This is a genomic window from Trinickia sp. (assembly GCF_057351765.1).
The window spans coordinates 20,153-46,178 of the sequence record NZ_JBMRBK010000061.1 but is presented as its reverse complement, the minus strand read 5'-3'; the positions used below and the strand labels follow the sequence as shown (position 1 = coordinate 46,178).

The 26,026-nt window shown below is 64.0% G+C and carries 25 protein-coding genes; 23 read left to right on the top strand and 2 right to left on the bottom strand.

What is annotated here, in order from left to right:
• Positions 1-13: 13 nt before the first annotated feature.
• The 6 genes from ACO1XS_RS16195 to ACO1XS_RS16170 all read left to right on the top strand — a co-directional run bounded on the left by ACO1XS_RS16195 (position 14) and on the right by ACO1XS_RS16170 (position 5,763).
• A complete protein-coding gene (locus tag ACO1XS_RS16195; RefSeq protein WP_486391169.1) occupies positions 14-1,219 on the top strand; it encodes a CaiB/BaiF CoA transferase family protein in 1,206 nt (401 codons plus the stop codon).
• 78 nt (positions 1,220-1,297) lie between these two features.
• Positions 1,298-2,056 carry a 5'/3'-nucleotidase SurE gene (gene surE / locus ACO1XS_RS16190; protein WP_331569812.1) on the top strand — a complete coding sequence of 253 codons (759 nt, stop codon included), beginning with the start codon at positions 1,298-1,300 and terminating at the stop codon, positions 2,054-2,056.
• On the top strand, positions 2,053-2,883 hold the full coding sequence (locus ACO1XS_RS16185) for a protein-L-isoaspartate(D-aspartate) O-methyltransferase (protein WP_486391168.1): 831 nt from the start codon (positions 2,053-2,055) through the stop codon (positions 2,881-2,883). The genes surE and ACO1XS_RS16185 overlap by 4 nt, the downstream gene beginning before the upstream one ends.
• A gap of 5 nt (positions 2,884-2,888) precedes the next feature.
• Entirely contained in the window at positions 2,889-3,854 is a 966-nt protein-coding gene (locus tag ACO1XS_RS16180; RefSeq protein ID WP_331569808.1) for a peptidoglycan DD-metalloendopeptidase family protein, read from the top strand.
• An 11-nt stretch (positions 3,855-3,865) separates the two neighbouring features.
• Positions 3,866-4,966, top strand: a complete 1,101-nt coding sequence (gene rpoS / locus ACO1XS_RS16175) for an RNA polymerase sigma factor RpoS (protein ID WP_331569806.1) — start codon at positions 3,866-3,868, stop codon at positions 4,964-4,966.
• Positions 4,967-4,983: 17 nt separating this feature from the next.
• Complete coding sequence (locus ACO1XS_RS16170; protein WP_331569804.1) at positions 4,984-5,763, top strand: 3'-5' exonuclease; 780 nt, start codon at positions 4,984-4,986, stop codon at positions 5,761-5,763.
• A 30-nt stretch (positions 5,764-5,793) separates the two neighbouring features.
• On the opposite strand, the gene ACO1XS_RS16165 is transcribed toward ACO1XS_RS16170, so the two are convergent.
• Positions 5,794-6,648, bottom strand: a complete 855-nt coding sequence (locus ACO1XS_RS16165) for an endonuclease/exonuclease/phosphatase family protein (RefSeq protein ID WP_331569926.1) — start codon at positions 6,646-6,648, stop codon at positions 5,794-5,796.
• 107 nt (positions 6,649-6,755) lie between these two features.
• On the opposite strand from ACO1XS_RS16165, the gene rlmD reads away from it, so the two are divergent.
• Complete coding sequence (gene rlmD / locus ACO1XS_RS16160) at positions 6,756-8,135, top strand: 23S rRNA (uracil(1939)-C(5))-methyltransferase RlmD (protein ID WP_414720246.1); 1,380 nt, start codon at positions 6,756-6,758, stop codon at positions 8,133-8,135.
• A gap of 66 nt (positions 8,136-8,201) precedes the next feature.
• Here rlmD and ACO1XS_RS16155 read toward each other — a convergent pair whose 3' ends face one another.
• Positions 8,202-8,900 (bottom strand): Bax inhibitor-1/YccA family protein, encoded by a 699-nt coding sequence (locus ACO1XS_RS16155; protein ID WP_173257213.1) that lies wholly within the window; start codon positions 8,898-8,900, stop codon positions 8,202-8,204.
• 246 nt (positions 8,901-9,146) lie between these two features.
• On the opposite strand from ACO1XS_RS16155, the gene ndk reads away from it, so the two are divergent.
• The 16 genes from ndk to ACO1XS_RS16075 all read left to right on the top strand — a co-directional run bounded on the left by ndk (position 9,147) and on the right by ACO1XS_RS16075 (position 26,000).
• Entirely contained in the window at positions 9,147-9,572 is a 426-nt protein-coding gene (ndk, locus tag ACO1XS_RS16150) for a nucleoside-diphosphate kinase (protein ID WP_331569800.1), read from the top strand.
• 113 nt (positions 9,573-9,685) lie between these two features.
• Positions 9,686-10,822: a dual-specificity RNA methyltransferase RlmN gene (gene rlmN, locus ACO1XS_RS16145; RefSeq protein ID WP_331569798.1), complete on the top strand. Its 1,137-nt coding sequence runs from the start codon at positions 9,686-9,688 to the stop codon at positions 10,820-10,822.
• A 252-nt stretch (positions 10,823-11,074) separates the two neighbouring features.
• The gene (locus ACO1XS_RS16140) at positions 11,075-12,220 is read left to right on the top strand and encodes a RodZ domain-containing protein (RefSeq protein WP_440561104.1); all 1,146 of its coding nucleotides are present in this window, start codon (positions 11,075-11,077) and stop codon (positions 12,218-12,220) included.
• A 97-nt stretch (positions 12,221-12,317) separates the two neighbouring features.
• A complete protein-coding gene (gene ispG / locus ACO1XS_RS16135) occupies positions 12,318-13,622 on the top strand; it encodes a flavodoxin-dependent (E)-4-hydroxy-3-methylbut-2-enyl-diphosphate synthase (RefSeq protein ID WP_486391197.1) in 1,305 nt (434 codons plus the stop codon).
• Between the two features lie 25 nt (positions 13,623-13,647).
• On the top strand, positions 13,648-14,988 hold the full coding sequence (gene hisS, locus ACO1XS_RS16130) for a histidine--tRNA ligase (protein ID WP_331569792.1): 1,341 nt from the start codon (positions 13,648-13,650) through the stop codon (positions 14,986-14,988).
• 71 nt (positions 14,989-15,059) lie between these two features.
• On the top strand, positions 15,060-15,689 hold the full coding sequence (locus ACO1XS_RS16125) for a tetratricopeptide repeat protein (RefSeq protein ID WP_331569790.1): 630 nt from the start codon (positions 15,060-15,062) through the stop codon (positions 15,687-15,689).
• A 99-nt stretch (positions 15,690-15,788) separates the two neighbouring features.
• Positions 15,789-16,934, top strand: a complete 1,146-nt coding sequence (gene bamB, locus ACO1XS_RS16120; protein ID WP_331569788.1) for an outer membrane protein assembly factor BamB — start codon at positions 15,789-15,791, stop codon at positions 16,932-16,934.
• Between the two features lie 274 nt (positions 16,935-17,208).
• Entirely contained in the window at positions 17,209-18,546 is a 1,338-nt protein-coding gene (gene der, locus ACO1XS_RS16115; protein WP_331569786.1) for a ribosome biogenesis GTPase Der, read from the top strand.
• A gap of 142 nt (positions 18,547-18,688) precedes the next feature.
• Positions 18,689-18,925 carry an RNA chaperone Hfq gene (gene hfq / locus ACO1XS_RS16110; protein WP_035930711.1) on the top strand — a complete coding sequence of 79 codons (237 nt, stop codon included), beginning with the start codon at positions 18,689-18,691 and terminating at the stop codon, positions 18,923-18,925.
• Between the two features lie 76 nt (positions 18,926-19,001).
• Complete coding sequence (hflX, locus tag ACO1XS_RS16105; RefSeq protein WP_331569923.1) at positions 19,002-20,204, top strand: GTPase HflX; 1,203 nt, start codon at positions 19,002-19,004, stop codon at positions 20,202-20,204.
• A 32-nt stretch (positions 20,205-20,236) separates the two neighbouring features.
• On the top strand, positions 20,237-21,592 hold the full coding sequence (hflK, locus tag ACO1XS_RS16100; protein ID WP_486391167.1) for an FtsH protease activity modulator HflK: 1,356 nt from the start codon (positions 20,237-20,239) through the stop codon (positions 21,590-21,592).
• 13 nt (positions 21,593-21,605) lie between these two features.
• Positions 21,606-22,514 (top strand): protease modulator HflC, encoded by a 909-nt coding sequence (hflC, locus tag ACO1XS_RS16095; RefSeq protein WP_440561110.1) that lies wholly within the window; start codon positions 21,606-21,608, stop codon positions 22,512-22,514.
• A gap of 42 nt (positions 22,515-22,556) precedes the next feature.
• Positions 22,557-22,748, top strand: coding sequence for a DUF2065 domain-containing protein (locus ACO1XS_RS16090; protein WP_331569780.1), 192 nt, complete (start codon positions 22,557-22,559; stop codon positions 22,746-22,748).
• Between the two features lie 39 nt (positions 22,749-22,787).
• Entirely contained in the window at positions 22,788-23,942 is a 1,155-nt protein-coding gene (locus ACO1XS_RS16085; RefSeq protein WP_486391166.1) for an ATP phosphoribosyltransferase regulatory subunit, read from the top strand.
• A gap of 123 nt (positions 23,943-24,065) precedes the next feature.
• Entirely contained in the window at positions 24,066-25,412 is a 1,347-nt protein-coding gene (locus ACO1XS_RS16080; RefSeq protein ID WP_331569776.1) for an adenylosuccinate synthase, read from the top strand.
• Between the two features lie 15 nt (positions 25,413-25,427).
• Entirely contained in the window at positions 25,428-26,000 is a 573-nt protein-coding gene (locus ACO1XS_RS16075) for a phosphoribosyltransferase (RefSeq protein WP_486391165.1), read from the top strand.
• Positions 26,001-26,026 lie beyond the last annotated feature (26 nt).

The following is a 26,026-nucleotide window of genomic DNA, read 5'->3' as shown; positions in this document are numbered from 1 at the left end:
TGAAAGGAACGCTATGACCGCAACTCCTGGCCCGCTTGCGGGCATCAAGGTGCTCGAACTCGGCACCCTGATCGCTGGCCCGTTTGCCGCCCGGTTTCTCGGCGAATTCGGCGCCGAGGTCATCAAAGTGGAAGACCCGAACGGGGGCGATCCGCTGCGCAAGTGGCGCATGCTCTACCCCGAAGCGGGCGGTACCTCGCTATGGTGGGCAGTGCAGGCGCGCAACAAGAAATCGGTGACGGTCAACCTGAAGGCACCGGAAGGCAAAAAAATCGTCTGCGAGCTTGCGCGCGATGCCGATGTCGTCGTCGAGAATTTTCGGCCCGGCCTGCTCGAGAAGCTCGGGCTCGGCTACGACGTGCTGAGCGCCGAGAACCCGGGCCTCGTCATGGTCCGCCTTTCCGGCTATGGGCAAACCGGTCCATACCGTGACCGGCCGGGCTTTGGCTCGATCGCCGAAGCGATGGGAGGCTTGCGGCACATCACGGGTTTTCCCGATCTTCCCCCGCCACGGATCGGTATTTCGATCGGCGATTCCATCGCGGCGCTGCATGCGGTCATCGGTGCAATGATGGCGCTGCATCATCGGCAGGCATCGGGCGGTAAAGGGCAGGTCGTCGACGTCGCGCTTTACGAAGCGGTTTTCAACATGATGGAAAGCGTCGTGCCGGAGTATGGCGTATATGGCGCCGTGCGCGAGCGCACCGGGGCTGCGCTGCCGGGCATCGTGCCCTCGAACACCTATGCATGCAGGGACGGCCAGATCGTGATCGGCGGCAACAGCGATCCGATCTTCAAGCGCCTCATGACGGCCATCGGGCGCAGCGACTTGGCGAACGATCCCGCGCTTGCGCAAAACGACGGCCGGGTTCCGCGCACACAGGAAATCGACGAGGCGATCGGCGCGTGGCTGGCCGGGCGCACGATCGACGAAGCGCTCGAGGTGCTCAATGCGGCCGACGTGCCCGTCGGCCGGATATACAGCGTGGCCGACATGTTCGACGATCCGCAATACGCGGCGCGAGAGATGATTCAGCGTTTCAAGTGGCAAGGGGCGCTCGACATCGCTTTGCCGAACGTGACGCCCAAACTCTCGGTTACACCGGGCGGCACGCGCTGGCTCGGCCCCGAGCTCGGGGAACACACGGATGAAGTGCTGCACGGGCTCGGCTATGACGACGAAGCGATTGCGAGCCTGCGTGAGCGTAAGATCGTCTAACGGCGTGACGTGGGAATTGGGCGCGAATACGCCGGCCCAGGCGATCAGCGGCGCGGACTCCTCGGTTACAATCGCCGCATGCGAATCTTACTGAGCAACGACGACGGCTATCTGGCGCCGGGTCTCGCCGCGCTTTATGGCGCCCTGAAGCCGCTCGGCGACATCACCGTGATGGCACCCGAGCAAAATTGCAGCGGCGCATCAAATTCTCTTACGCTGGCGCGTCCGCTGTCCGTACTGCGCTCGGCTAACGGTTTTTACTACGTGAACGGAACGCCGACCGATTCGGTGCATATCGCGCTCACCGGCATGCTCGACGACAAGCCCGACCTGGTGGTCTCGGGCATCAACAATGGCCAGAACGTGGGCGAAGACACGCTCTATTCGGGTACGGTGGCGGCCGCGACGGAGGGCGTGATGTTCGGGGTGCCGGCGATTGCGTTCTCGCTCGTCGACAAAGGCTGGGCTCACCTCGACGATGCCGCGCGTGTCGCGTTCGATATCGTCGAGCACTTCCTGTCGAATCCGCTTCCCGGCCATCCGCTGCTGAACGTGAACATTCCCAATCTGCCCTACGACGAGATGCGCGGATGGGAGGTGACCCGGCTCGGCAAGCGTCACCCGTCGCAGCCGGTGATTCGGCAAACGAATCCCCGAGGCGAGCCGATTTATTGGATCGGTCCGTCCGGCGAGGCGCTCGATGCGAGCGAGGGCACGGACTTTTACGCGCTTGCCAATGGGCGCGTCTCCATTACGCCGCTGCAACTCGATCTCACGCATACTCAGATGCTCGCCGCCACGCGCGAATGGTCGCTTGCGGGGCGCGGCGCCTCATGACGAGCGAGCGCGCCAGGCGTTTTCCGCTCGGGCTCGCCGATCTCGAGCGCAAGCCGCGCGCGCGCGCCGACGGCAAGGCGCCGCTGCGTTCGACCGAGCCGGGTGCCCGGCGCACTGACACGCAGCCGTCGCAAGGTGTCGACAAAATGGGCGCGCCCAATGTGCCGTTTTCGGGCGCGCACGCGCTGACTTCGGAACGGGTGCGCGAGCGCATGGTCGAACGCCTTCGAACGAACGGAATCCGCGATGCGCGCGTGCTCAATGCGATGGCGGCGGTTCCGCGCCACCTGTTCGTGGATCCGGGGCTGGCGCCTCAGGCTTACGAAGATGCGGCGCTGCCGATCGGTCATCAGCAGACGATTTCGAAACCATCGGTGGTGGCTCGCATGCTCGAGCTCGCCGCGGCCGGGCGAACGCTCGACCGGGTGCTCGAGATTGGAACGGGGTGCGGTTACCAGGCAACGGTGCTGAGCCAGATCGCGCGCGACGTCTATTCGATCGAACGGGTCAAGCCGCTTTATGAGCGCGCCAAGCAGAATCTACGGCCGCTGCGGGTACCGAATATCCGCCTGCATTATGGCGACGGCCGACTCGGCTTGCCGGCGGCCGCGCCTTTCGATGCGATCGTGATCGCCGCGGCGGGCTTCGACGTGCCGCAGGCGCTCGCCGAGCAACTTGCGGTCGGCGGACGCCTCGTCGCGCCTGTCGCCGCGCTGGGCGGGCACTCGCAGGTGCTCACGCTCGTCGAGCGGCTCGGGCCGAGCCAATGGCGGGAGTCGCAGCTTGATAGCGTTTTCTTTGTCCCCTTAAAATCCGGAGTGATTTGACACCGATGTTTACGTTGAGCGCGATGCGAACAATCAACAGAAACGGCGGGCTGGTTGCCGCCCAACGCGTGATGTGTGCGGTGGCCCTTGCGTCGCTTGCAGCCTGCGCGACAAGGATGGATCAGGCACCGGTCGTCGACCGTTCCGGCACGCTCGCTACTCAATCATCGGCGCAGGCAGCGCAACCGGCCGTGCCGCTCGGGCCGCCGCCGCCCGGCTACTACCGCGTGAAGCCGGGCGATACGCTTTATCGTATCGCGCTCGAAAACGGCCAAAACTACCGCGATATAGCGGCCTGGAACAATCTCGCGAATCCGAGCCAGATCGAAGTCGATCAACTGCTGCGTGTCGTGCCGCCGGGCGCCAATGCCGCGGCCGTCACGCCGGGCGTCGCGACGGCACCGATCACGGGCGGGGCGGTTCAGGCCGCACCGCTTTCGAGCAATCCGCCGTCGCCGGCCAACCCGAACACGCCGAGCGGAGGCAATGGCGCAAGTGCCGGCGGCGCGATGCCGCCGATGGTCGGAGGCGCCTCGGCGGCCACGACGATCCCGCCGCAGCCGGCCGCGCCGAGTTCTTCGAGCGTTCCCGCACCCGCCGGCGGTGCAATCAGTTTCGCATGGCCCGTGAAGGGGCCCGTCATCGCGTCGTTCAACGATTCGACCAACAAGGGCATCAATATCAGCGGTGCCGCGGGCGATCCGGTCAGGGCCGCTGCCGACGGTCGCGTGGTTTATGCAGGAAATGGGCTGCGCGGATACGGCAATCTCATTATCATCAAGCACGACGCAACGTATTTGACCGCATATGCACACAACCGCGCTTTGATGGTAAAAGAGGGGGACTCGGTGACCAGAGGCCAGAAGATCGCCGAGATGGGCTCGACCGATGCACCCCGAGTCATGCTTCACTTCGAAGTCCGCCAGCAAGGCAAACCTGTTGACCCGATGAAATACTTGCCGCCGCAATAAGCGATACGACCATGCCGAAATCGAAGCGCCGCAAGCAACAAGCCGAGACGGAAACGCTTACCCGTATCGCGGAGGAAGTAGCACCGGAGACGGGCGCTTCGACGAGCGAGCCGGATGACGACACCCCCGAAGCCGAAGCGGAATTCGAGGCGCAGGGAGCGGCGGGCGAGGGCGAGGCGGACGATGCCGAACCCGAGGCGCGGGAGGGGGCGGCCGCCCCCGACCCCGATGATTTCCGTGCGTTGCTGCAGGCCGAGCTGACGGCCGATACCATTCAGCATTACCTGAATCGCATCAGCGTCAAGCCGCTTCTCACGGTGGAGGAGGAGCAGCGCTACTCCAGGCTCGCGAAGGCGGGGGAGTTCGAAGCGCGGCAGGTCATGATCGAGCGCAATTTGCGGCTCGTCGTCAGCATTGCCAAGGGCTATCTGAATCGCGGCGTGCCGCTGCTCGATCTGATCGAAGAAGGCAATCTGGGCTTGATGCATGCGATCGAGAAATTCGATCCCACGCGCGGGTTCCGTTTCTCCACCTACGCGACGTGGTGGATCAGGCAAAGCATCGAACGCGCGATCATGAATCAAGCGCGCACGGTGCGCTTACCGGTGCACGTGATCCGCGAATTGAATCAGGTGCTGCGCGCGAAGCGCCATCTGGAAAAAAATTCGATGAATTCGGGCGACGCGAGCGAGCGGCGCGACGCGAGCATCGACGATATCGCCTATCTGACCGGAAAGACGACCGACGAAGTCACCGACATTCTGGCGTTGAACGAGCATACGGCTTCCCTCGATGCTCCGCTCGACCTCGACCCCGCGAGCAGCTTGCTCGATCTGCTCTCGGACGAGCAGAGCCAGTCTCCCGACGCGGAGGTTCAGCACCGGGAACTCGAAACGCTGACCCGCGCCTGGCTTTCTCGTCTGTCCGACAAGCACCGGCACGTCATCGAGCGCCGTTTCGGACTCAACCACATCGAACCCGCCACGCTCGAAGAACTGGCCGACGAAATGGGACTCACGCGGGAACGCGTCCGACAGATCCAGCAAGAGGCGCTCGTCAGGCTCAAACGCTTTTTCGCTTCCAACGGCGTGCGCAAGGACGCCGTGCTCTAGACAAGACTCAGACCTGGATGACACCGATTCTCGTTTTCGACATCGAGACCATTCCCGATGTCGCCGGCATTCGCCGGCTCGATGGCCTTCCCGAGTCGATGAGCGACGTCGAGGTGGCGGAGCACGCCTTCGCAGCCCGCCGCGAAAAAACCGGCACCGATTTCCTACCGCACTACCTCCAGCGTGTCGCAGCGATCTCCTGCGTGTTTCGCGACCGCGGCGGTTTTCGGGTGCGCTCGCTCGGTACGCCCGAGGACGGCGAAGCCGCGTTGGTTCAGTCCTTCTATCGCGTCATCGAAAAGTACACGCCGCAACTCGTTTCATGGAACGGCGGAGGCTTCGATCTGCCGGTCCTGCACTATCGCGCACTCGTGCACGGCGTCTCGGCTCCGCGCTATTGGGATCTGGGCGAAGACGATCGCGAGTTCAAATGGAATAACTACATCAGCCGCTACCACGCGCGTCACACCGATTTGATGGACGTGCTCGCAATGTATCAGGCCCGCGCGAATGCACCGCTCGACGCGCTCGCCAAGCTGTGCGGATTCCCGGGCAAGCTCGGGATGGACGGTGCTCAGGTCTGGACGGCCTTCCGTGACGGGCGTATCGAGGAGATCCGCCAATATTGCGAGACGGATGTGGTCAACACCTACTTGCTTTATTGCCGCTTTCAATTGATGCGCGGCGCATTTTCGGCTGACGAGTACGCCGACGAGATCGCATTCGTCAAGAATGCGCTCGCGCAGGAACCGGGCGCGCAGTGGCCCGAGTACCTGGCGGCATTCGAAAGCACCTAGTCCGCGGTTTGGCCGTTCATGGCGCGGCGCCTAGCGCAGCTCGAGAACGATCGGCTGATGATCCGAAGCCTGCGTAGCGCCATCGATCTCGCATCGCACGAGGCGATCGCACAGATCGGCGGTCACGAATACGAAGTCGCAGGGAATCGCGCCCGAAGACCACTGCGCTTTGTCATAGACACCCGCCGTGGGCGGCGGCGTACGGCCGGGATGAAGAAACGTCCATGCATCGACGAAGCCCGGTCCGTCATCGATCGGTTCGATGAAGCGCCGATACGCGGGCGATCCGAATTCGCTGTTGAAGTCGCCGCAGACGATCGCGCTGACTGGCCGGCCTGAGGGAGCGAACGGACCGGTGGCATTTTCGGCCGGTGCCGGATGGCGTGCATGGTCGGCCGCTTCGCGCTGCAGGCGTCGCAGTTCGTCGACTTGGGCGAGGCGTTGACTGAGCGAATAGAATTCAAGATGCGTGACGATAACGCGCAACGGGCCGCGCGGTGCCTGCAACACGGCCTCGAGCGCGACGCGCTGCATCGACGGTGCGCTCGCGTCGGCCGGCCACGGCAAGCTGTGGCGAATGACCTTTTCGACGGGCAAGCGGGTGGCCAGCGCGTTTCCGAATTGACGACGGGGAAGGCCCTCGGCGGTGGGCGGCAGGTCTGCGCCGATCGCATCGAGCACGGTAAAACCGGGCAGTGCGGCCGCGAGTTCGGCGAATTGATCGTCCGACGGGCCGCCCGGTAAGGCGCGAAAGCCGCGCGTGACCTCCTGGAGGGCAAGGATGTCGAAATCCGCGAGCTTGCGGGCTTCATCGACGGTGCGCGCAAGATCGACCACGCCGTGTGCGTCGCGTCCCCATTGAATGTTCCAGCTGAGTAACCGCATCATGGACTCCTTCGGTGTGCCGTTCGCCCCCGTCGTTCGTCTACAATCTCGCCTTTCATTCGATTTCCGCCAGGAAAAAGCCGGTGTCTGAATCTTCCCGCCCCATCGTGCCGCGCATCAAGTCTGCCAGACCGGATACTGTTTCTGCTCCCGCCCCAATGATCGAGATCGACTCGCTCGACATGGATGCGCGAGGCGTCGGACGCCTCGTCGATGAGAACGGCGAGCCCGGGAAAGTTATTTTTGTCGAAGGGGCCTTGCCTGGCGAGCGTGTCACCTACTCGAGCTATCGGAGAAAGCCGAGCTACGAGCAGGCCCAGGTCGTCGACGTTCTGCGCGAAAGCGTGATGCGTACCTCGCCGCGCTGCGCGTTTTTCGGCACCTGCGGTGGCTGCTCGATGCAGCACCTCGATGCCCGCGCGCAGGTGGCCGTGAAGCAACGCGTACTCGAGGACAATCTATGGCATCTGGCGAAGCTTCGCCCGGAAACGGTGTTCCGGCCGATCCACGGGCCGACGTGGGGCTACCGCTACCGGGCGCGGCTCACGGTGCGCCATGTGGTGAAAAAGGGCGGGGTGCTCGTCGGTTTCCATGAAAGAAAAAGCAGCTATGTCGCCGATATGACGAGCTGCGAAGTGCTGCCCCCGCACGTCTCGGCGCTGCTCGTGCCGCTGCGTCGGCTCGTCGAAAGCCTGTCGATTCGCGAGCGGCTGCCGCAGATCGAAGTGGCCGTGGGCTCGAGCGTGACCGCACTCGTGCTACGCGTGCTCGAACCGATGAATGCCGAGGACGAAGCGCAGGTGCGGCAGTTCGCGGATCAGCATGGTGTCCAGTTCTGGGTGCAGCCGAAAGGTCCGGACACCGCCGTGCCGTTTTACCCGCTCGACGTCGCGCTCGATTACACGCTCCCCGAGTTCGGCATCCGCATGCCGTTCAAGCCGACGGACTTCACTCAGGTCAATCATGCGATCAATCGCGTGCTCGTCGGTCGTGCGGTACGTTTGCTCGCGCCGTCACCGAGCGATCGCGTGCTCGATCTCTTTTGCGGACTCGGCAATTTCACGCTGCCGCTGGCACGTCGCGCACGCGAAGTCGTGGGCATCGAGGGCAGCGAGACGCTGACGGCCCGAGCGCTCGAGAACGCGCGCTCGAACGGCGTCGATGCCCATACGTCATTCGCCTGCCGTAACCTCTTCGAGATCACTGCCGATGATCTGCGCGTGCTCGGGCCATTCGACAAATTCCTCGTCGACCCGCCGCGCGAGGGCGCGCTGGCTGTTGCGAAGGGGCTCGCCGAGATTGCGCAAAGCGGACAAGGACCGCTGCCGAGCCGGATCGTCTACGTGTCCTGCAACCCGGCGACGCTCGCGCGCGATGCGGGGCTCCTCGTGCATGAAGCCGGATATCGGCTCAAGGGCGCCGGCGTCGTCAACATGTTTCCGCACACTTCGCACGTCGAATCGATCGCGCTTTTCGAGCGGGACTGAGCCCGAATAGACCAGGCGAAAAAAAACCGGCCGAGGGCCGGTTTTTTTGTGGCTGGCAGCGCTCGATCAGTTGCGGTTACCGCCGAAAATTCCGAGCAGCGAGAGCAGGTTGACGAACACGTTGTAAAGATCCAGGTAGATCGCCAGCGTGGCCGTGATGTAATTCGTCTCGCCGCCGTTCACGACGCGCTGCACATCGAACAGCATGTAGGCCGAAAAGATCGCGATGGCGAGCACCGAGACGGTCAGCATCAGTGCGGGCAGGTGCAGGAACATGTTCGCGACCATTGCGAGCAACAAGACGATCACGCCCATGAAGAGCCACTTGCCCAGGCCGGAGAAATCGCGCTTGCTGACCGTGGCGATCGTTGCCATGGCCGTAAAGATGACGCCGGTACCGCCGAAGGCCAGCATGATCAGCGAAGGGCCGTTCGAGAAGCCGAGGATGAAGCTCAGCAGTCGCGACAGCATGAGGCCCATGAAGAACGTGAAGCCGAGCAGCACGACAACGCCGACGCCGCTGTTTTTCGTCCGCTCGATCGCGAACATGAAGCCGAATGCGATCGCGAAAAACGCGAGCAGGCTCATGGCGGGGCTCGTCGCGGCAAAGAGCGAGAAGCCCGACACGACGCCGACCCAAGCCCCGAGCACCGTCGGCACCATCGACAGCGCGAGCAGCCAATAAGTGTTCCGTAGCACGCGGTTGCGGGTTTCCGCCGTGGCGATGGCGCCGCCGCGGCCGAAGTTGTACGGATAGTCGTTCATGCTTTCTCCTTGCGTAAGACGCAGTGACGTTGGGCAGGCTCGAACACGCGACAGGGCGTTTTTCCAGGCCATCCCGACACTAAGATAGGTACGGGCGCCGCGAGTTTCAACGGCCGCGCATGCGCCCGGCATCCTATTCATTCGAACCTTTCACCCTCGTAAGGGTTCAATCGCAATCATACACCGGAACATGCTACAATTGCAGATTCGTTAGAAATCGTAACCCCTTAATTTTTTGGAGTTTTTATGGCGATCGAGCGTACCCTGTCGATTATCAAGCCTGACGCAGTGGCAAAAAACGTGATCGGGCAGATCTACAGCCGCTTTGAGAATGCGGGCCTCAAGATCGTGGCGGCCCGGATGGCGCAGCTTTCGCGCGCCGATGCTGAGAAATTCTACGCCGTGCACGCCGCGCGTCCCTTTTTCAAGGATCTCGTGGAATTCATGATTTCGGGCCCCGTCATGGTGCAAGTGCTCGAAGGCGAAGACGCGATTCTCAAGAACCGCGATCTGATGGGCGCAACGGATCCGAAGAAGGCCGACAAGGGAACGATTCGCGCGGACTTCGCCGACAGCATCGACGCCAATGCGGTGCACGGCTCGGATGCGGCGGAAACCGCTCGCGTGGAAATCGGTTTCTTCTTCCCCGAGATCAACGTTTATTCGCGCTGACGAGCGCGCTCGGGCGCAATGCCCGATAGGGCGCGAACGGCACCGGTCGGCTTCGCACGCGATGCGGGCGCTGGCACGACCGGTGCTGACGCAGTGAAACAGCAGGATTCGATATGACGAGCAGTTCATCCGTCAACCTTCTCGATCTCGACGCCGAGGGTCTCGTCGCCTATTGCGGCAGCCTGGGCGAGAAGGCGTTTCGCGCCAAGCAGTTGCAGCGTTGGATCCATCAATACAACGCCGCCGACTTCGACGGCATGACCGACCTCGCGAAGTCGCTGCGCGAAAAGCTCAAGGGCCGTGCGACGATTACGATGCCGGCCGTCGTCAGCGATCACGTCTCGGCCGACGGCACGCGCAAATGGCTCGTCGACGTCGGCAACGGGAACGCGGTAGAGACCGTTTTCATTCCGGAGGAAACGCGCGGCACGCTGTGCGTGTCGTCACAGGCGGGATGCGCCGTCAACTGCCGTTTTTGTTCCACTGGGAAGCAGGGTTTTTCGCGTAATCTGACGACAGGCGAGATCATCGGGCAGTTGCGCATGGCCGAGTTCGCGTTGCGCGCGGCCTCGGGCGGCGCCGAAACGGGCAAGGGCGAGCGCGTCATCACCAATGTGGTGATGATGGGCATGGGCGAGCCGCTGCTCAATTACGATGCGCTCGTGCCGGCGTTGCGGCTGATGCTCGACGATAACGCCTACGGGTTGTCGCGCCGGCGCGTCACGGTCTCCACTTCGGGAGTCGTGCCGATGATGGACCGGCTCGGCGCCGATGTGCCGGTGGCGCTCGCTGTATCGTTGCACGCACCGAACGACGCATTGCGCGACGAACTGGTGCCGCTGAACAAGAAATACCCGCTCGCCGAGTTGATGGCCGCGTGCCGGCGCTATCTGACCGTGGCGCCGCGCGATTTCATCACATTCGAGTACTGCATGCTCGACGGCGTCAACGACAGCGAGACCCACGCAAGGGAGCTCCTCGCGCTGACCGCCGACGTGCCGTGCAAGTTCAACCTCATTCCGTTCAATCCGTTTCCGGAGTCGGGGCTCCTGCGCTCGAAAGCCGAGCGCATCAAACGGTTCGCTCAGATTCTCATCGATGCGGGGGTCGTGACGACCGTGCGCAAGACGCGCGGAGACGACATCGATGCCGCCTGCGGTCAGCTCGCGGGGGCCGTCAAGGATCGCACGCGCGTAGCCGAGCGGATGGGGCGGTCAAGCCGGGTCATCGAGCTGCGGCGCGCTCAGTGAATGCCCGTATCGGGCGCATGCGAGCGGAGGGGGGGGGGCGGCGATACGGGGCGGCAATACGAAGCGGCAACACCCCTGTCGGCACGACGGGACACGAAGTGTCAAGAAGCGGCAGGAAGCGGCAGAAAGCAGCAAGAAGCACGGAAGCGATACGTGGTGCAGCGCATTTTGTTATAAACGGTCTGCGAATCCGGCGGACGAAAAGTCGAACCGGGGCGCACAGGTGAAAAAGAATCGACGCGAGGATCAGGGATGAGTGAGCCGCAGCATCCGCATACAGAGGGCACTCAGACGGGCGAGGGACAATCGGGGCCGGTTTCGACCGGGCATCGTGCCGCGTCACAATCGGGGCAGGCGGCAATCGCGGCCTCGTTCGGCTCGCTTGCAGCGGCGGGGGCATGCCTCGCGCAACTGCGCGAGGCGAAGGGATGGTCGATCGACGATGTGTCGGCACGGTTGAAGGTACCGCCGGCCAAGATGCGGGCGCTCGAGTCGGGCGACGTCAGCCATTTTCCGGGCACGACGTTCGCGCTCGGGGTCGTGCGCAGCTACGCCAAGATGCTGGGCGTAGACGCGGCGCCGTTCGTGCAGGCGTTGCGCCGCGAGAAAGGCGAGCCGGAGCCCGATCTTTCGATGCCGGCATCGACGGGCACCGATTTGCCGCGCGGTCGCGTCTCGGTTTCGTTGGGCGGCACGCCGAGGCACCGCTCGTGGTGGTGGGGTGTTGCCGCGGTCGCCGTCGGGCTCGTTGCGCTCGTCATGTGGCATAGCGGCGGTCAACCGCCGGCCTGGCTCGCGCGCCTGAAAGCGAGCGCGAACGGTGCGGCGGCGAATTCGAGCGGTCCGTCGACGACGACCGCGCAAGGACAGACGATCGCTTCGGGTACCGCGGCCGCCGCGGATACGGGATTCGCGCCGGCCAGCGCGCCGGCCGCGGTTGCCGGCGCGGCAAGCGAAGGACAGGCGCTCACGCCCACCCCGCTTGCATCGCTTTCCGCCGCCACTCCGGCTTCGGCGCAGCAGCAGCCCTTGCCGCCGGGGGAGGCGCCGGCTTCGGCTGCCGCGGTAACACCGGCACCGGCCGCGCAAGCGCCAGCGCTCGCCGCGGCGAGCGCGGCAACGCCGGCCGAGGCGTCGGCCGTTCCGGCGGGTGCCACGACGCTTTCGTTCGCCGTGACGCAGGACAGCTGGTTCAGCGTACGCGACAAGGCAGGCAAGGAAGTGTTCTCGGGTATCGTGCACGCCGGCGATACCAAACAAGTGACGGGCCAAGCGCCTTTGAAGGTGATCGCGGGCAATCGGGCGGGCCTTCAGTCCGTCACGGTTGATGGCAAGCCTGTCGAGGCCGCGAAGTACGGTCCGATCAAAGGCAATGTCGCGCGCTTCACGCTGCCATGAGTATGAGCGTGGGCGCCGGCGCCGCCGCCGTGGCGCCTCTTACATGGGTGAACCGCCGCTCACGAGCGCGGCGGGGCACGTAGCGTAATCAGCAACAATAGGTCTTTCGATGCAATCCGACAGCAGCAGCCAGATTTGTTCGTCCGAGCCGATTTTCGGCGGCCCCGCTCCGCGCCGCGTCTCGCATGCCGTGGACGTCCGGTGGGGCGGTCAGCTGGTGACGATCGGCGGGGATGCTCCCGTGCGCATTCAATCGATGACGAACACGGATACGGCCGACGCGATCGGCACGGCAATCCAGGTGAAAGAGCTGGCGCAGGCCGGCTCCGAGCTCGTCCGTATCACCGTGAATACGCCGGAAGCCGCACGGGAGGTACCGGCCATTCGCGAGCAGCTCGATCGCATGGGTGTGTTCGTGCCGCTCGTCGGCGATTTCCATTACAACGGCCATTTGTTGCTGCGTGACTATCCGGGTTGCGCCGAGGCGCTGTCGAAATATCGGATCAACCCCGGCAACGTCGGGCAGGGCGCCAAGCGCGACACGCAGTTCGCGCAGATGATCGAGGCCGCGATCCGTTACGACAAGCCCGTGCGCATCGGCGTCAATTGGGGCAGCCTCGACCAGGATCTGCTCGCGCGGATGATGGATGAAAACGCGGCGCGCAGCTCACCCTGGGATGCGCAAAGCGTCATGTACGAGGCGCTGATCCAATCGGCCATCGGCTCCGCGGAGCGCGCCGTGGAACTCGGCCTCGCGCGCGAGAAAATCATTCTGTCGTGCAAAGTGAGCGGCGTGCAGGATCTGATCGCCGTCTATCGCGAGCTTGCGCGCCGCTGTCGTTTCGCGCTGCATCTCGGGCTGACGGAGGCCGGGATGGGTTCGAAAGGCATCGTCGCTTCGACAGCCGCGCTGGGCGTGCTGCTGCAGCAAGGCATCGGCGATACGATCCGCATCTCGCTCACGCCCGAGCCCGGTGCGTCGCGTACCGGCGAAGTCATCGTGGGCCAGGAGATTCTGCAGACCATGGGACTGCGTTCGTTCACGCCGATGGTCATCGCGTGCCCGGGGTGCGGACGTACAACGAGCACGCTGTTCCAGGAACTGGCCGCGCAGATCCAGTCCTATCTGCGCGCGCAGATGCCCGTTTGGCGCGAGCAGTACCCCGGCGTCGAGAAGATGCATGTCGCCGTGATGGGATGCATCGTCAACGGTCCGGGCGAATCGAAGCAGGCGAATATCGGCATCAGCCTGCCGGGCTCGGGCGAAAACCCCGCCGCGCCTGTCTTCATCGACGGGGAAAAGGTCAAGACGCTGCGCGGAGAGCGCATCGCCGAGGAATTCCAGCAAATCGTGAGCGACTACGTCGAGCGCCGGTATGGCCGCGCTGCCGTCGCGAACTGAGCGTCAATCGCCAACACAATCCAGAATGACTGAACCGAAAAAGAAGCTCGAGAAACTGACCGGCGTGAAAGGCATGAACGACATCCTCCCGCAGGATGCCGCTCTCTGGGAGTTTTTCGAGTCCACCGTGAAGTCGATGCTGCGTGCGTACGGCTATCAGAACATCCGTACCCCCATCGTCGAGCACACGCAGCTGTTCACACGCGGTATCGGCGAGGTGACCGATATCGTCGAGAAGGAGATGTACAGCTTCGTCGACGCGCTGAACGGCGAAAATCTGACGCTGCGCCCGGAAAACACCGCGGCCGTCGTGCGCGCCTGCATCGAGCACAATCTGCTTTACGACGGTCCGAAGCGGCTTTGGTACGTCGGTCCGATGTTTCGTCACGAGCGGCCTCAGCGCGGGCGTTACCGGCAGTTTCACCAGGTCGGCGTGGAAGCGCTGGGCTTCGTGGGCCCCGACACCGATGCCGAGATCATCCTCATGTGCCAGCGCTTGTGGGATGACCTCGGCTTGACCGGCATCCGGCTGGAAATCAATTCGCTCGGCCTGGCCGAAGAGCGTGCCGCGCATCGCGTCGAACTGATCCGGTATCTCGAACAGCATGTCGATGCGCTCGATGAGGACGCGAAACGCCGCCTCTACACGAACCCGCTGCGCGTGCTCGATACGAAGAACCCCGCGCTGCAGGAAATCGCGCAAAATGCGCCGAAGCTCATCGACTTCCTCGGCGAGGGCTCGCGTGCGCACTTCGAAGGACTGCAGCGGCTCTTGAAGGCCAACAACCTACCGTTCTCGATCAATCCGCGGCTTGTACGCGGGCTCGACTATTACAACCTGACCGTATTCGAGTGGGTCACCGACAAGCTCGGCGCGCAAGGCACCGTGGCCGCCGGTGGCCGCTACGATCCGCTCATCGAGCAACTGGGCGGCAAGCCGACGGCAGCGTGCGGATGGGCGATGGGCGTGGAGCGCATTCTCGAGCTGCTGAAGGAAGACGGGCTCGTGCCGCAGGAAGAAGGTTGCGATGTCTATGTCGTCCACCAGGGCGACGCCGCGCGCGAGCAGGCGTTCGTGATCGCCGAGCGGTTGCGCGATACGGGCCTCGACGTCGTCTTGCACTGCAGCGCCGACGGCGCGTCGGCGAGCTTCAAATCGCAGATGAAACGCGCCGATGCGAGCGGAGCCGCGTTCGCCGTCATCCTCGGCGAAGACGAGGTCGCAAGCGGGACGGTGGCGGTCAAGCCGTTGCGCGAAACGGGCGCTGCGGGCGAGAAAAGCGAACAACGCAGCGTTCAGGTCGAAAACTTGACCGAATTTCTAATCAATGCGATGGTTGCAACCGCCGAAGACGGCGAGGATTGATGCACGCCCCGTGCGGCGCATGACGGCGACCCGACACTCACAAGACGCAGGAAAGAAGGAATCGCTTGGCGATGAGTTATCACGACGAACAAGAATCGATAGAGAGCTTCAAGGCCTGGTGGGCGCAGTGGGGTAACGCGGCGACCTGGATCGTCCTCGTTGCGCTTCTCGCCGCTGCCGCCTGGAACGGTTGGAATTTCTGGCAACGCCGCGAGGCGGCTCAAGCGGCCGTGTTGTACGAGCAAGTTCAGCAGGCGGTTTCCTCGAAGAACAAGGCGAACGTGGTGCGGGATGCCGCCGACATGGAATCGCGGTACGACGGCACGGCGTATGCCCAAATGACCGCGCTCGCCGCGGCCAAGGCGTTGTACGAGGCCGGCGATATCGCGGCGGCAAAAACCCAGCTGCAATGGGCGATCGACCACGCGAAGGACGACGAATACAAGGAAATCGCGAAGCTGCGGCTCGCGGGCGTCCTGCTCGACGAGAAGTCGTACGATGCGGGGCTTGCATTACTGGCCGGCACGCCACCCGAGGGGTTCAAGGGCGTCGTAGCCGACCGTCGCGGCGATCTGCTGGCCGCTGGCGGCAAACGCGACGACGCGCGTGCCGCCTATCAGGTCGCACTCGATTCACTGGCGAAGAGCGACACGTCCGCGCGTCAGCTGATTCAATTCAAGCTCGACGCGCTGGGCAGCTGAGCCGGCTCAGCGATGGCGCCGGTTCGCCGTCGGGCGGTTGCCGCATAGGCAGCGCCGCTCGCCTCGATTGATCAACCCTAGACGATGCTTCGCCCTCCAATGAATTTGCTGAAACGTTTCGCCGTGCCCGTTGCTTGTGCGATGACCGTCCTCGCGATGACAGCCTGCTCGTCTTCCAAGGACGAGCGTCGCGTGCCGACACCGCTCACGGAGTTCAAGCCCGCCCTCACGGTCGAGCGCGTCTGGCGCGCGAGCGTCGGCAAGGCGGGGCGCTACCTGTTTTCTCCGATTGCGGTCGGCGACGCGGTCTATGCGGCTGGCGCGGGCGGCGCCGTGGCGAAGATCGACGCCAAGACGGGCAAGGAAATCTGGCACACCAAGCTTCACACCGATCTGACGGCCGGCGTCGGCAGCGACGGCACGTTGACGGCGGTCGGCGCGGTGCGCGGCGGCGTCTATGTGCTCGATGCGAACGGCAAGCAACTCTGGAAATCCGATGTACCGGGCGAGGTCATCTCGCCGCCGCTCGTCGGCAACGGGCTCGTGCTCGTGCGCACGATCGACGGACAGATCAATGCGTTCAATGCGCAGACCGGCGAGCTCAAGTGGGTCTATCACAACCGGGCGGTGCCGCTCAATCTGCGCGTGTCGGCCGGAATGACCTTCGCGGGCGACGCGGCGGTGCTGGCCGGATTCCCGGGCGGCGGGCTGGCCGCGATCGACTTGAAGACGGGCGACGATTACTGGCAGGCGCCCGTGTCGTTCCCGAAGGGCGTCACCGAAGTCGAGCGGATCAACGACGTGACGGGCGCGCCGGTTCTCGTGGGCGCCGAAGCTTGCGCCGCGACGTTCCAGGGGCGCATCGGCTGCTTCGATGCGAATTCGGGACGGCCGATTTGGGAACAGCCGTTCTCGAGCACGACCGGGGTGGCGCAAGACGGCACCACGGTGATCTCGAGCGACGATTGGTCCGTCGCGGAGGCATTCGGCGCCAGCGACGGCCACGTGCTCTGGCGTAACGACAAGCTCAAGAATCGCGATCTGAGCGCACCGCTGTTGCTCGGGCCGTCGGCCGTCTTTGGCGATTACAAGGGCTTTGTGCATTTCCTCTCGCGCGACGACGGCTCGTTCGTGGCGCGCGTACCGACCGACGGCAGTCGTATCAGCGCGCCGCCCGTGGTAGCGGGCGATACGCTGGTCGTTCAGACGAAGGACGGCAACTTATTCGGTTTCCGCCCGCGCTGAGCGCAAAAGCGGGCGGCGCCTGGCTAGCCGCCCTGGGCCGCTCCGTGTCGGCCTTTCCCTATCGATGAGGCAGCCGCCGGTTTCGCACGGCGCGGCCCGTCGGTCGCGCCCCGCATGGGCGTCATGACGCGATCGTGATAACGTGCGGCAAGACGACAGGCCTTTTACGGCGCGCGCCGTGCGAAGCCGCGCTGCCCGGGCGCCGGCGCTTCAGGCAACGCGCGCGCCATCCGGTGCCGATCACGGCACCGGCGCTTTACTTTGATGACATCTCATGAAACCCGTTATTGCCCTCGTTGGGCGCCCCAATGTGGGGAAATCCACGCTGTTCAATCGGCTCACTCGCTCACGGGACGCTCTCGTCGCCGACTTGCCGGGTCTCACGCGCGATCGCCATTACGGTGAAGGGCGCGCGGGCGACAGACCTTATCTCGTCGTCGACACCGGAGGCTTCGAGCCCGTGGCGAAGGACGGCATCCTTCACGAGATGGCTCGCCAGACGCGGCAAGCGGTCGAGGAATCCGACGTCGTGGTTTTCATCGTCGACGGCCGCAACGGCCTGGCACCGCAGGACAAGTCGATCGCCGAATACCTGCGCAAGACGGGGCGGCCGATCATGCTCGTCGTCAACAAGGCGGAAGGCATGAAGTACACCGCCGTCGCGGCGGATTTCTACGAGCTCGGACTCGGCGATCCGCGGGCGATTTCGTCCGCGCACGGCGACGGTGTCACCGAAATGATCAACGATGCGCTCGAGATCGCGTATTCGGGCCATCCTGACGAAGCGGAGGCGGACCAGGCTGCGCACGGCGTCAAGATCGCCATCGTCGGGCGCCCGAACGTGGGCAAGTCCACCCTGGTCAATGCACTGATCGGGGAGGATCGCGTCATTGCGTTCGACATGCCCGGCACGACGCGCGATTCGATCTATGTGGACTTCGAGCGACAGGGCCGCCACTACACGCTCATCGACACGGCTGGGTTACGCCGTCGGGGCAAGGTATTCGAGGCCGTCGAGAAGTTCTCGGTCGTCAAGACACTGCAATCGATTGCCGATGCAAACGTCGTCATTTTGCTGCTCGATGCGCGTCAGGATATCTCCGATCAGGACGCGCATATTGCGGGATTCGTCGTCGAGCAGGGGCGCGCGCTCGTGGTCGGTGTCAACAAATGGGACGGACTCGACGAACACGTGCGCGAACGCACGAAGGCCGATCTGAAGCGCAAGCTGAAATTCCTGGAATTCGCCAAATTCCATTTCGTTTCCGCCACGGAGAAGTCCGGCATTGGCGCGTTGATGCGCTCCGTCGACGCGGCGTATGCCGCGGCCATGGCAAAACTGCCGACGCCGAAGCTCACGCGTGCGCTCATCGAAGCGGTCGAGTTCCAGCAGCCGCGGCGTCGCGGACCCGTGCGCCCGAAACTGCGTTACGCGCACCAGGGGGGGCAGAATCCCCCGATCATCGTGATTCACGGTAATGCGCTCGATGCGGTGACGGATACCTATAAACGGTACCTCGAGAACCGCTTCAGAGAAACTTTCTCGCTGACCGGAACTCCATTGCGCATAGAGTTTCGCTCATCGGCGAACCCCTACGCGGACAAGAGCTGACCGGCTCCGACGAAGGATCGGCCGGACGGCCGGGCACCGCGTGCGCCAACGAAAATCGGCTATAGTGTAGCGATTGACGCCGGATCTCTTTTTCTTCGGCGTCGATGTGGATCCAACCTGCAAAAAAACGACGGAGTTTGCTATGAGCAACAAAGGGCAATTGTTACAAGACCCGTTTTTGAACGCACTGCGCAAAGAGCACGTGCCTGTCTCGATTTATCTGGTCAACGGCATCAAGCTGCAAGGGAACATCGAATCGTTCGACCAGTACGTCGTGTTGCTCCGGAATACCGTTACTCAGATGGTTTACAAGCACGCTATTTCGACGGTCGTTCCCGCCCGTCCGGTCAATTTCCATCCGGACGCCGAGACGTCCTGAACCCATCATTGCGGCCGGCATGGCGGCGTTCGCACCGCGCCGCCGTGCCGGCCCCTCCAATTTGACGTCCACCAATTTGATCAACGCAGCGCTCGTCGGCATCGATTTCGGCAAGATCGACTTCGAAGCCAGTCTCGAAGAACTCAGCCTGCTCGCGCAAAGCGCGGGCGCCCATCCCGCCGTGATGTTGACGGGGCGCAGGTCCAGCCCCGATGCCGCGCTGTTCGTCGGCAGCGGCAAGGCCGAGGAGTTGCGCCTCGCCTGCGAGGCGAACGATATCGAAATCGTCATCTTCAACCATTCGCTCGCACCGGCACAGCAACGCAATCTGGAGCGGGCGCTTAATCGGCGCGTGATCGACCGGACAAGCCTGATTCTCGACATCTTCGCCCAGCGCGCCCGCAGCCACGAGGGCAAGCTGCAAGTGGAGCTTGCTCAGCTGCAGTACATCGCAACGCGGCTCGTGCGCGCCTGGACTCACCTCGAGCGGCAAAAAGGCGGTATCGGCCTGCGCGGGCCCGGCGAAACGCAGCTCGAGACGGACCGGCGGCTCATCGGCGACCGTATCAAGATGCTCAAGACGCGCCTCGCGAAGCTGCAGCGCCAGCATGGCACGCAGCGCCGCCAGCGCCAGCGTAACCGCACACTGTCGGTCTCGCTCGTGGGCTACACGAACGCAGGCAAATCCACGCTCTTCAATGCGTTGACGAAGGCGCAGGCGTATGCGGCCGATCAACTGTTCGCCACGCTCGATACGACATCGCGGCGCGTGTTCCTCGGCGACGAGGCCGGCCAGGTCGTGGTGTCCGATACGGTCGGGTTCATTCGCGAGTTGCCGCACCAACTCGTGGCTGCGTTTCGCGCGACGCTGGAGGAGACGATCCATGCGGATGTGCTGCTGCATGTCGTCGACGCGTCGAGCGGCGTGCGGCTCGATCAGATCGATCAAGTGAACGAGGTCTTGCGCGAGATCGGCGCGGATACCGTGCGGCAAGTCCTCGTCTTCAACAAGATCGATGCGGTGCCGGAACTCGAGGCTCGCAAGGACGCGGTCGAGCGCGACGAGTATGGTAATATCTCGCGCGTCTTTTTGAGCGCGCGCACGGGGCAAGGACTCGATTCTCTGCGCGCAGCCATCGCCGAGATCGCCACCTCAGAACATCTCCCAGACACCGGGCGGGCGCTGCCGGAACCCCAGGCAGCGGCGGACGAGCACAAAGATTTCGACGTACCGCGGCTGGACGGAATGGCGGTTGTGCGCCGTTCCGATCTGCATTGACCGGCTCTCCCAACTCGAGCGAACGAACACAGGTGAACGAATACAACGAGCGGAGTTTCTGGATGCGTGCGCGCGCCATTCTTTCCATCAACGATCCGCGTTGGGGGCGCAGCGACGGCAACGGCGACCGGCAGCGTCCGAACGAGCCGAACCGTGGGCGCGGCAACGGCGAAGGGCCGCCGGATCTCGACGAGATGTGGCGCGAATTCAATCGGCGTCTTTCGCGGCTTTTCGGTGGCAAGGGCGGCGGCCCCGGGCCGGGCGAACGCCGGCCCGATAATGGGCGTGCAGCGCGCGTGGGTGTCGGCATCGTCATCGGCGTACTCGTGGCGATCTACATCGGCAGTGGCGTTTTCGTCGTACAAGACGGCCAAACCGGCGTCGTGCTGCAGTTCGGGAAATTGCGCAGGACGGTGGGGCCTGGTGTCCATCTGCGCTCGCCGTATCCGTTCGAGACGAGCGAAATCGTCAACGTATCGGAGATCCGCTCGGTCGAAGTGGGCCGGCGCAATGCCGTGAACGACGGCAACCTGATGGATGCCTCGATGCTCACGCGGGATGGCGACATCCTCAACGTGCGCTTCAGTGTGCAATACCAGGTCAAATCGCCGACCGACTACCTCTTTCACGCGGTCGACCCCGATCGCAGCGTGACGCAGGCCGCTCAGGCGGCGGCGCGCGCGATTGTCGGCGCGAGCGGCACGCAGGCCCTGCTCGATCAGAATCGCGATCAGCTGAGCCAGCAATTGGCCACCGCGATTCAGCGCTCGCTCGACCTGTATCGCGCGGGGCTGACCGTTGCCGGCGTGACGATTCAGAGCATCGAGCCGCCACAGCAGGTGCAAGCGGCGTTCGACGATGCGCTTCGGGCGAAAGACGACCGTGAGCGCATGAAGCGCGAAGCGCAGGCGTACGCGAACGAAATTCTGCCGCGCGCGCAAGCCGATGCCGCCCGCTCGATCGACGATGCGAAGGCTTATGCCGAGCGCGTGGTGACGCAGGCCCAAGGCGACGCGGATCGTTTCTCTCAGGTTTATGCGCAGTACGCCAAGGCGCCCGCCATCGTGCGCGAGCGAATGTATCTCGATACCATGCGTGACATCTATTCGAACACGACCAAGGTTTTCGTCGACACGAAAGCGGGGTCGAGCGTCGTCCAGTTACAGCTCGACAAGCTGATCGAGGCGAAGGGACGTGGCGCGGGCGATGCTCAGGCGGCGCCGGGGGCGCCAGCCCCCGCATCGTCTGCCGCGGCGCCCGCGCAGGGCGCTTCGGCGGCCGCCCCGGCCGTCGCCTCTCCCGCAAGCCGCGCGGCCGCCGCGAGCGACGCGGTACGTTCACGCGACGGGTTCCGAAGCCGCTCGCGCGAAGACGATTTGCAGCAATGAGGGGCGCCTGATCATGAACCGTATCGTTGCGCTCGTCATCGTCGTCGTCTTGCTGCTGTTCGCGGGCGCATCCACGCTCGTGGTCGTCGATCAGCGGCATGTCGCCATCGTCTATTCGCGCGGCCACGCGGACCCGACGGTCGTCGGCCCAGGCCTGCATTTCAAGCTGCCCACCCCCCTTCAAGCGGCGGCGCGCATGGATATGCGCATCCAGACTGTCGATGCCGGCAATCCCGATCGCTACACGACGTCGGACAAAAGCGATCTGCTCGTCAGTCCGCTCCTGAAGTATCGCGTCGTCGAACCGCTCAAGCTGTTTGCGACGACCGGGGGCGACCTGCAAAGCGCACCCGAGCGTCTGAGCGCGCTCGCGCGCGAGGCGCTCGCCGATGCGCTCGGCAAGCGCACGCTGACCGATACCCTTTCGCATCAGACTCAGATTGCGGCGAGTGCCCGCGAGGCGATGGCGAACGGTGCCCGTTCGCTCGGTATCGATGTCGTCGATCTGCAACTCGTGCGCGTCGATTTCGCTGGGAACATGTCCGACACCGTCTACAAACGCATGGCGGCGGAGCGCGAGCAGGCGGCGAGCGCGGCACGCGCGGACGGTGCCGCGCAGGCGGAGGCGATCAAGGCGGACGCCGACCGGCAGCGCCAGACCGTGCTGGCCGACGCCTACAAACAGGCCCAGACGATCAAGGGTCAAGGCGATGCAAAAGCCGCGGAAATCGCTGCGGACGCGTTCAGCCGGGACCCGGGTTTCTATCAGTTTTATCAGAGCATGCAGGCCTACCGGGCGGTGTTCAAGCCGAACGACGTGATCGTCGTCGATCCGGACAGCCAGTTTTTCCGCTTCATGCGCAGCTCCGGCGGCAATGCCGATACGGCCACCCGCGCCGAGGCTGCGCCGAAAAAACACTGACAAGAGGGGACGCCGCGCTCATCGGGCCGCGGCTGAAAGCGTATGGACATGGCTGGCTCGTTACTGCTTGCGGTCGCGTTGATGCTCATTATCGAGGGCATGTTCCCGTTCGTATTCCCGACCGCGTGGCGGGAGACGTTTCGTAAAATTGCGGCACGCCCGACGCATCATATTCGCGTCGGCGGGCTCATCGTCATGGCGTTGGGTCTCGTGTTGCTTCTCGTGGCCACATGAGGCCGTGCGTTATCCATTAATGTCGTAGGACTCACCTGAATGTCGACCTGGCTGCTTCCCGAGAATATTGCCGATGTGCTGCCGTCGGAAGCGCGAAAGATCGAGGAGTTGCGCCGCGCGCTGCTCGATCGCTTTCGCGCCTACGGCTATGAGCTGGTGATGCCGCCGCTGCTGGAATATCTCGAATCGCTTCTCACGAGCGGCGGCGCGGACCTCAATCTGCGCACGTTCAAGCTTGTCGACCAGTTATCGGGTCGCACGCTGGGACTCAGAGCCGATACGACACCCCAGGTGGCGCGCATCGATGCGCATCTGCTGAATCGGCAGGGCGTTACGCGGCTTTGTTACGCGGGCAGTGTGTTGCATACCCGGCCGCGCGGACTCCACGCGACGCGCGAGCAGATTCAGGTCGGTGCCGAGCTCTACGGCCACGCGGGGTTGGAAGCCGATGTCGAAGTTCAGCAGTTGATGCTCGATGCCATGCGGCTGGCCGGGTTCGACAAGGTCCGGCTCGATCTTTGCCATGCCGGCGTACTCGCCGCGTTGTTCGCGCGCGAACCGGCCGCGGCGGCCATGGGCGAGACGCTTTACGAGGCGCTCGCGGGCAAGGACGTCGCGCGCCTCGACGAACTCACGCAAGGGCTCGACGCACCCATCCGCGACGCGCTGCGGCTGTTGCCTTCGCTCTATGGCGACGCATCGGTGCTCGAGCTAGCGCGGCAGCGTCTGCCGCAATGGCCCGATATTGCGCAGGCGCTCGATGACCTGACGTTCCTCGCGGCGCAAGTCGAGGGAGCCGAAGTGACGATCGATCTGGCCGATCTGCGTGGCTATGCCTATCACAGCGGTGTCATGTTTTCCTCCTACGTGGATGGCGTATCGAATGCCGTTGCGCGGGGCGGGCGCTACGACCATGTCGGTCAGGCGTATGGGCGCGCCCGCGCGGCCACCGGTTTTTCGCTCGATCTGCGCGAGCTTGCCCGGATTTTGCCGGCCCAGGCGCGCAGCAGTGCGATCCTGGCACCGTGGCGGCATGACGACGCGTTACGTGCCAGCGTCGCCGCTCTGCGCGATGCGGGAGAAATCGTCATTCAGGCGTTGCCGGGCCACGATCACGACCTCGACGAATTCGCCTGCGATCGCGTGCTCATCGAGCGCGACGGCGCGTGGGTAGTCGAGGTGCGACGGCCGTAAGTCGCGCGCACCGCGACCGGTGCCGCATCGTCCAGGAATCCCATGCCGTTGACGCGAAACGAAAAAGTCGGAACGCCCGGCGAACATGGGTAGAATACGTTTTTAACCAGCTCAAGAATCAACATGTCTGCCAGTGCAGTGAACGCAGCCCAGGGACGCAACGTCGTCGTCGTCGGGACTCAATGGGGTGATGAAGGCAAAGGCAAGATCGTCGACTGGCTGACGGACCACGCGCAAGGCGTCGTGCGTTTCCAGGGCGGTCACAACGCCGGCCATACGCTCATCATCGGTGGCAAAAAAACCATCCTGCGTCTGATCCCGTCGGGCATCATGCGTGCGGACGTGGCCTGCTATATCGGCAACGGTGTCGTGCTCTCGCCGGAGGCGCTCTTCAAGGAAATCGAAGAGCTCGAAGCAGTCGGCCTCGATGTGCGGCGGCGCCTCTTCATCTCCGAAGCCGCCACCCTGATCCTGCCGTACCACGTTGCCATCGACCAGGGGCGCGAGGCGCGCCGAGGCGCCGGCAAGATTGGCACGACGGGCCGTGGCATCGGCCCCGCGTACGAAGACAAGGTGGGCCGGCGCGCGTTGCGCGTTCAAGATTTGTTCGCCCCGGCGGCTTTCGCCGAACGTCTGCGGGACAACCTCGATTTCCATAATTTCGTGCTGACCCAGTATCTGGGTGCTCAGGCGGTCGATTTCCAGCAAACGCTCGATACGATGCTCGGCTACGCCGAACGCATCGGGCCCATGGTTACCGACGTATCGCGTCGCTTGTACGACGAAAACGCCGCGGGGCGCAACCTGCTGTTCGAGGGTGCGCAAGGCACGTTGCTCGACATCGATCACGGTACTTATCCGTTCGTGACATCGAGCAATTGCGTGGCCGGTGCCGCCGCCGCTGGCGCAGGTGTCGGGCCGCAAAAGCTTCATTACATCCTCGGGATCACGAAAGCGTACTGCACGCGCGTCGGCGCGGGGCCATTCCCGAGCGAACTCTACGATGCGGACAATCCGAATCGGCAGGAGACGGTCGGTCTGACGCTCGCGAACGTCGGCAAGGAATTCGGCTCGGTGACGGGACGGCCGCGTCGCACCGGCTGGCTGGACGCCGCCGCGCTGCGCCGCTCGATCCAGATCAACGGCGTGTCGGGGCTGTGCATGACGAAGCTCGATGTGCTCGACGGGCTTGACGAAGTGAAGTTGTGTGTCGGCTACAAGATCGACGGCAAGGATGTCGATCTGCTTCCGCGGGGTGCCGCCGAGGTGGCGCGCTGCGAGCCGGTCTACGAGACGTTCGGCGGCTGGAAGGAGAGCACGATCGGGATCACGCAGTGGAGCGAGCTGCCGGCGACCGCGCAGGCGTATCTGACGCGTGTTCAGGAAGTGGCGGGCGTGCCGATCGATATGGTCTCGACGGGTCCGGACCGCGACGAAACGATCCTGCTGCGTCATCCGTTCAAGGTGTAACGGGCGGTGCGGGACATGACGACATTCTCGATGGCGGATGCGCGCAACGACGAGAAGAACCTTTGGGTCAGCTGGGACGAATACCACCGGCTGATCGAGACGCTCGCGCTCGCGGTGCACGATTCAGGATGGACATTCGACAAGATTCTGTGTCTCGCGCGTGGCGGCTTGCGTGTGGGCGATCAGCTCTCCCGCATCTACGATTTGCCGCTGGCCATTCTTGCGACGAGCTCGTACCGCGAGGCAGCGGGTACGCAGCAAGGCGAACTCGACATCGCGCAGTACATCACGATGACGCGCGGCGAATTGTCGGGCAACGTGCTGCTCGTTGACGATCTCGTCGATTCGGGCGTGACGCTTGCCCGGGTTCAGCAACACCTGAAAGAGCGGTATCCCGCCGTGGCGGCCGTGCGCTCGGCCGTGCTCTGGTACAAGGGCTGCTCGCAGGTGAAGCCCGATTACTTCGTGCAGTACCTGCCAACGAACCCGTGGATCCATCAGCCGTTCGAGGAGTGGGACACCGTGCGCCCCCATAATCTTGCCGCGTGGATCAAACGCGGCACGGCCGGGTCGCCATCCGGCACATAACGTGCCCGGCGGCGAAAAATCGCGGA

Coding starts and splice junctions, on each gene's coding strand:
- ACO1XS_RS16165 (WP_331569926.1), bottom strand. CDS start 6,648: ATGCGGTTACTCAGCTGGAACATTCAATGGGGACGCGACGCACACGGC.
- ACO1XS_RS16090 (WP_331569780.1), top strand. CDS start 22,557: ATGGACATGGCTGGCTCGTTACTGCTTGCGGTCGCGTTGATGCTCATT.
- surE (WP_331569812.1), top strand. CDS start 1,298: ATGCGAATCTTACTGAGCAACGACGACGGCTATCTGGCGCCGGGTCTC.
- ACO1XS_RS16185 (WP_486391168.1), top strand. CDS start 2,053: ATGACGAGCGAGCGCGCCAGGCGTTTTCCGCTCGGGCTCGCCGATCTC.
- hflC (WP_440561110.1), top strand. CDS start 21,606: ATGAACCGTATCGTTGCGCTCGTCATCGTCGTCGTCTTGCTGCTGTTC.
- ACO1XS_RS16080 (WP_331569776.1), top strand. CDS start 24,066: ATGTCTGCCAGTGCAGTGAACGCAGCCCAGGGACGCAACGTCGTCGTC.
- rpoS (WP_331569806.1), top strand. CDS start 3,866: ATGCCGAAATCGAAGCGCCGCAAGCAACAAGCCGAGACGGAAACGCTT.
- ACO1XS_RS16170 (WP_331569804.1), top strand. CDS start 4,984: ATGACACCGATTCTCGTTTTCGACATCGAGACCATTCCCGATGTCGCC.
- ACO1XS_RS16075 (WP_486391165.1), top strand. CDS start 25,428: ATGACGACATTCTCGATGGCGGATGCGCGCAACGACGAGAAGAACCTT.
- ndk (WP_331569800.1), top strand. CDS start 9,147: ATGGCGATCGAGCGTACCCTGTCGATTATCAAGCCTGACGCAGTGGCA.
- hfq (WP_035930711.1), top strand. CDS start 18,689: ATGAGCAACAAAGGGCAATTGTTACAAGACCCGTTTTTGAACGCACTG.
- bamB (WP_331569788.1), top strand. CDS start 15,789: ATGAATTTGCTGAAACGTTTCGCCGTGCCCGTTGCTTGTGCGATGACC.
- ACO1XS_RS16155 (WP_173257213.1), bottom strand. CDS start 8,900: ATGAACGACTATCCGTACAACTTCGGCCGCGGCGGCGCCATCGCCACG.
- ACO1XS_RS16195 (WP_486391169.1), top strand. CDS start 14: ATGACCGCAACTCCTGGCCCGCTTGCGGGCATCAAGGTGCTCGAACTC.
- hisS (WP_331569792.1), top strand. CDS start 13,648: ATGACTGAACCGAAAAAGAAGCTCGAGAAACTGACCGGCGTGAAAGGC.
- rlmN (WP_331569798.1), top strand. CDS start 9,686: ATGACGAGCAGTTCATCCGTCAACCTTCTCGATCTCGACGCCGAGGGT.
- der (WP_331569786.1), top strand. CDS start 17,209: ATGAAACCCGTTATTGCCCTCGTTGGGCGCCCCAATGTGGGGAAATCC.
- ACO1XS_RS16140 (WP_440561104.1), top strand. CDS start 11,075: ATGAGTGAGCCGCAGCATCCGCATACAGAGGGCACTCAGACGGGCGAG.
- ACO1XS_RS16085 (WP_486391166.1), top strand. CDS start 22,788: ATGTCGACCTGGCTGCTTCCCGAGAATATTGCCGATGTGCTGCCGTCG.
- ACO1XS_RS16180 (WP_331569808.1), top strand. CDS start 2,889: ATGTTTACGTTGAGCGCGATGCGAACAATCAACAGAAACGGCGGGCTG.
- ACO1XS_RS16125 (WP_331569790.1), top strand. CDS start 15,060: ATGAGTTATCACGACGAACAAGAATCGATAGAGAGCTTCAAGGCCTGG.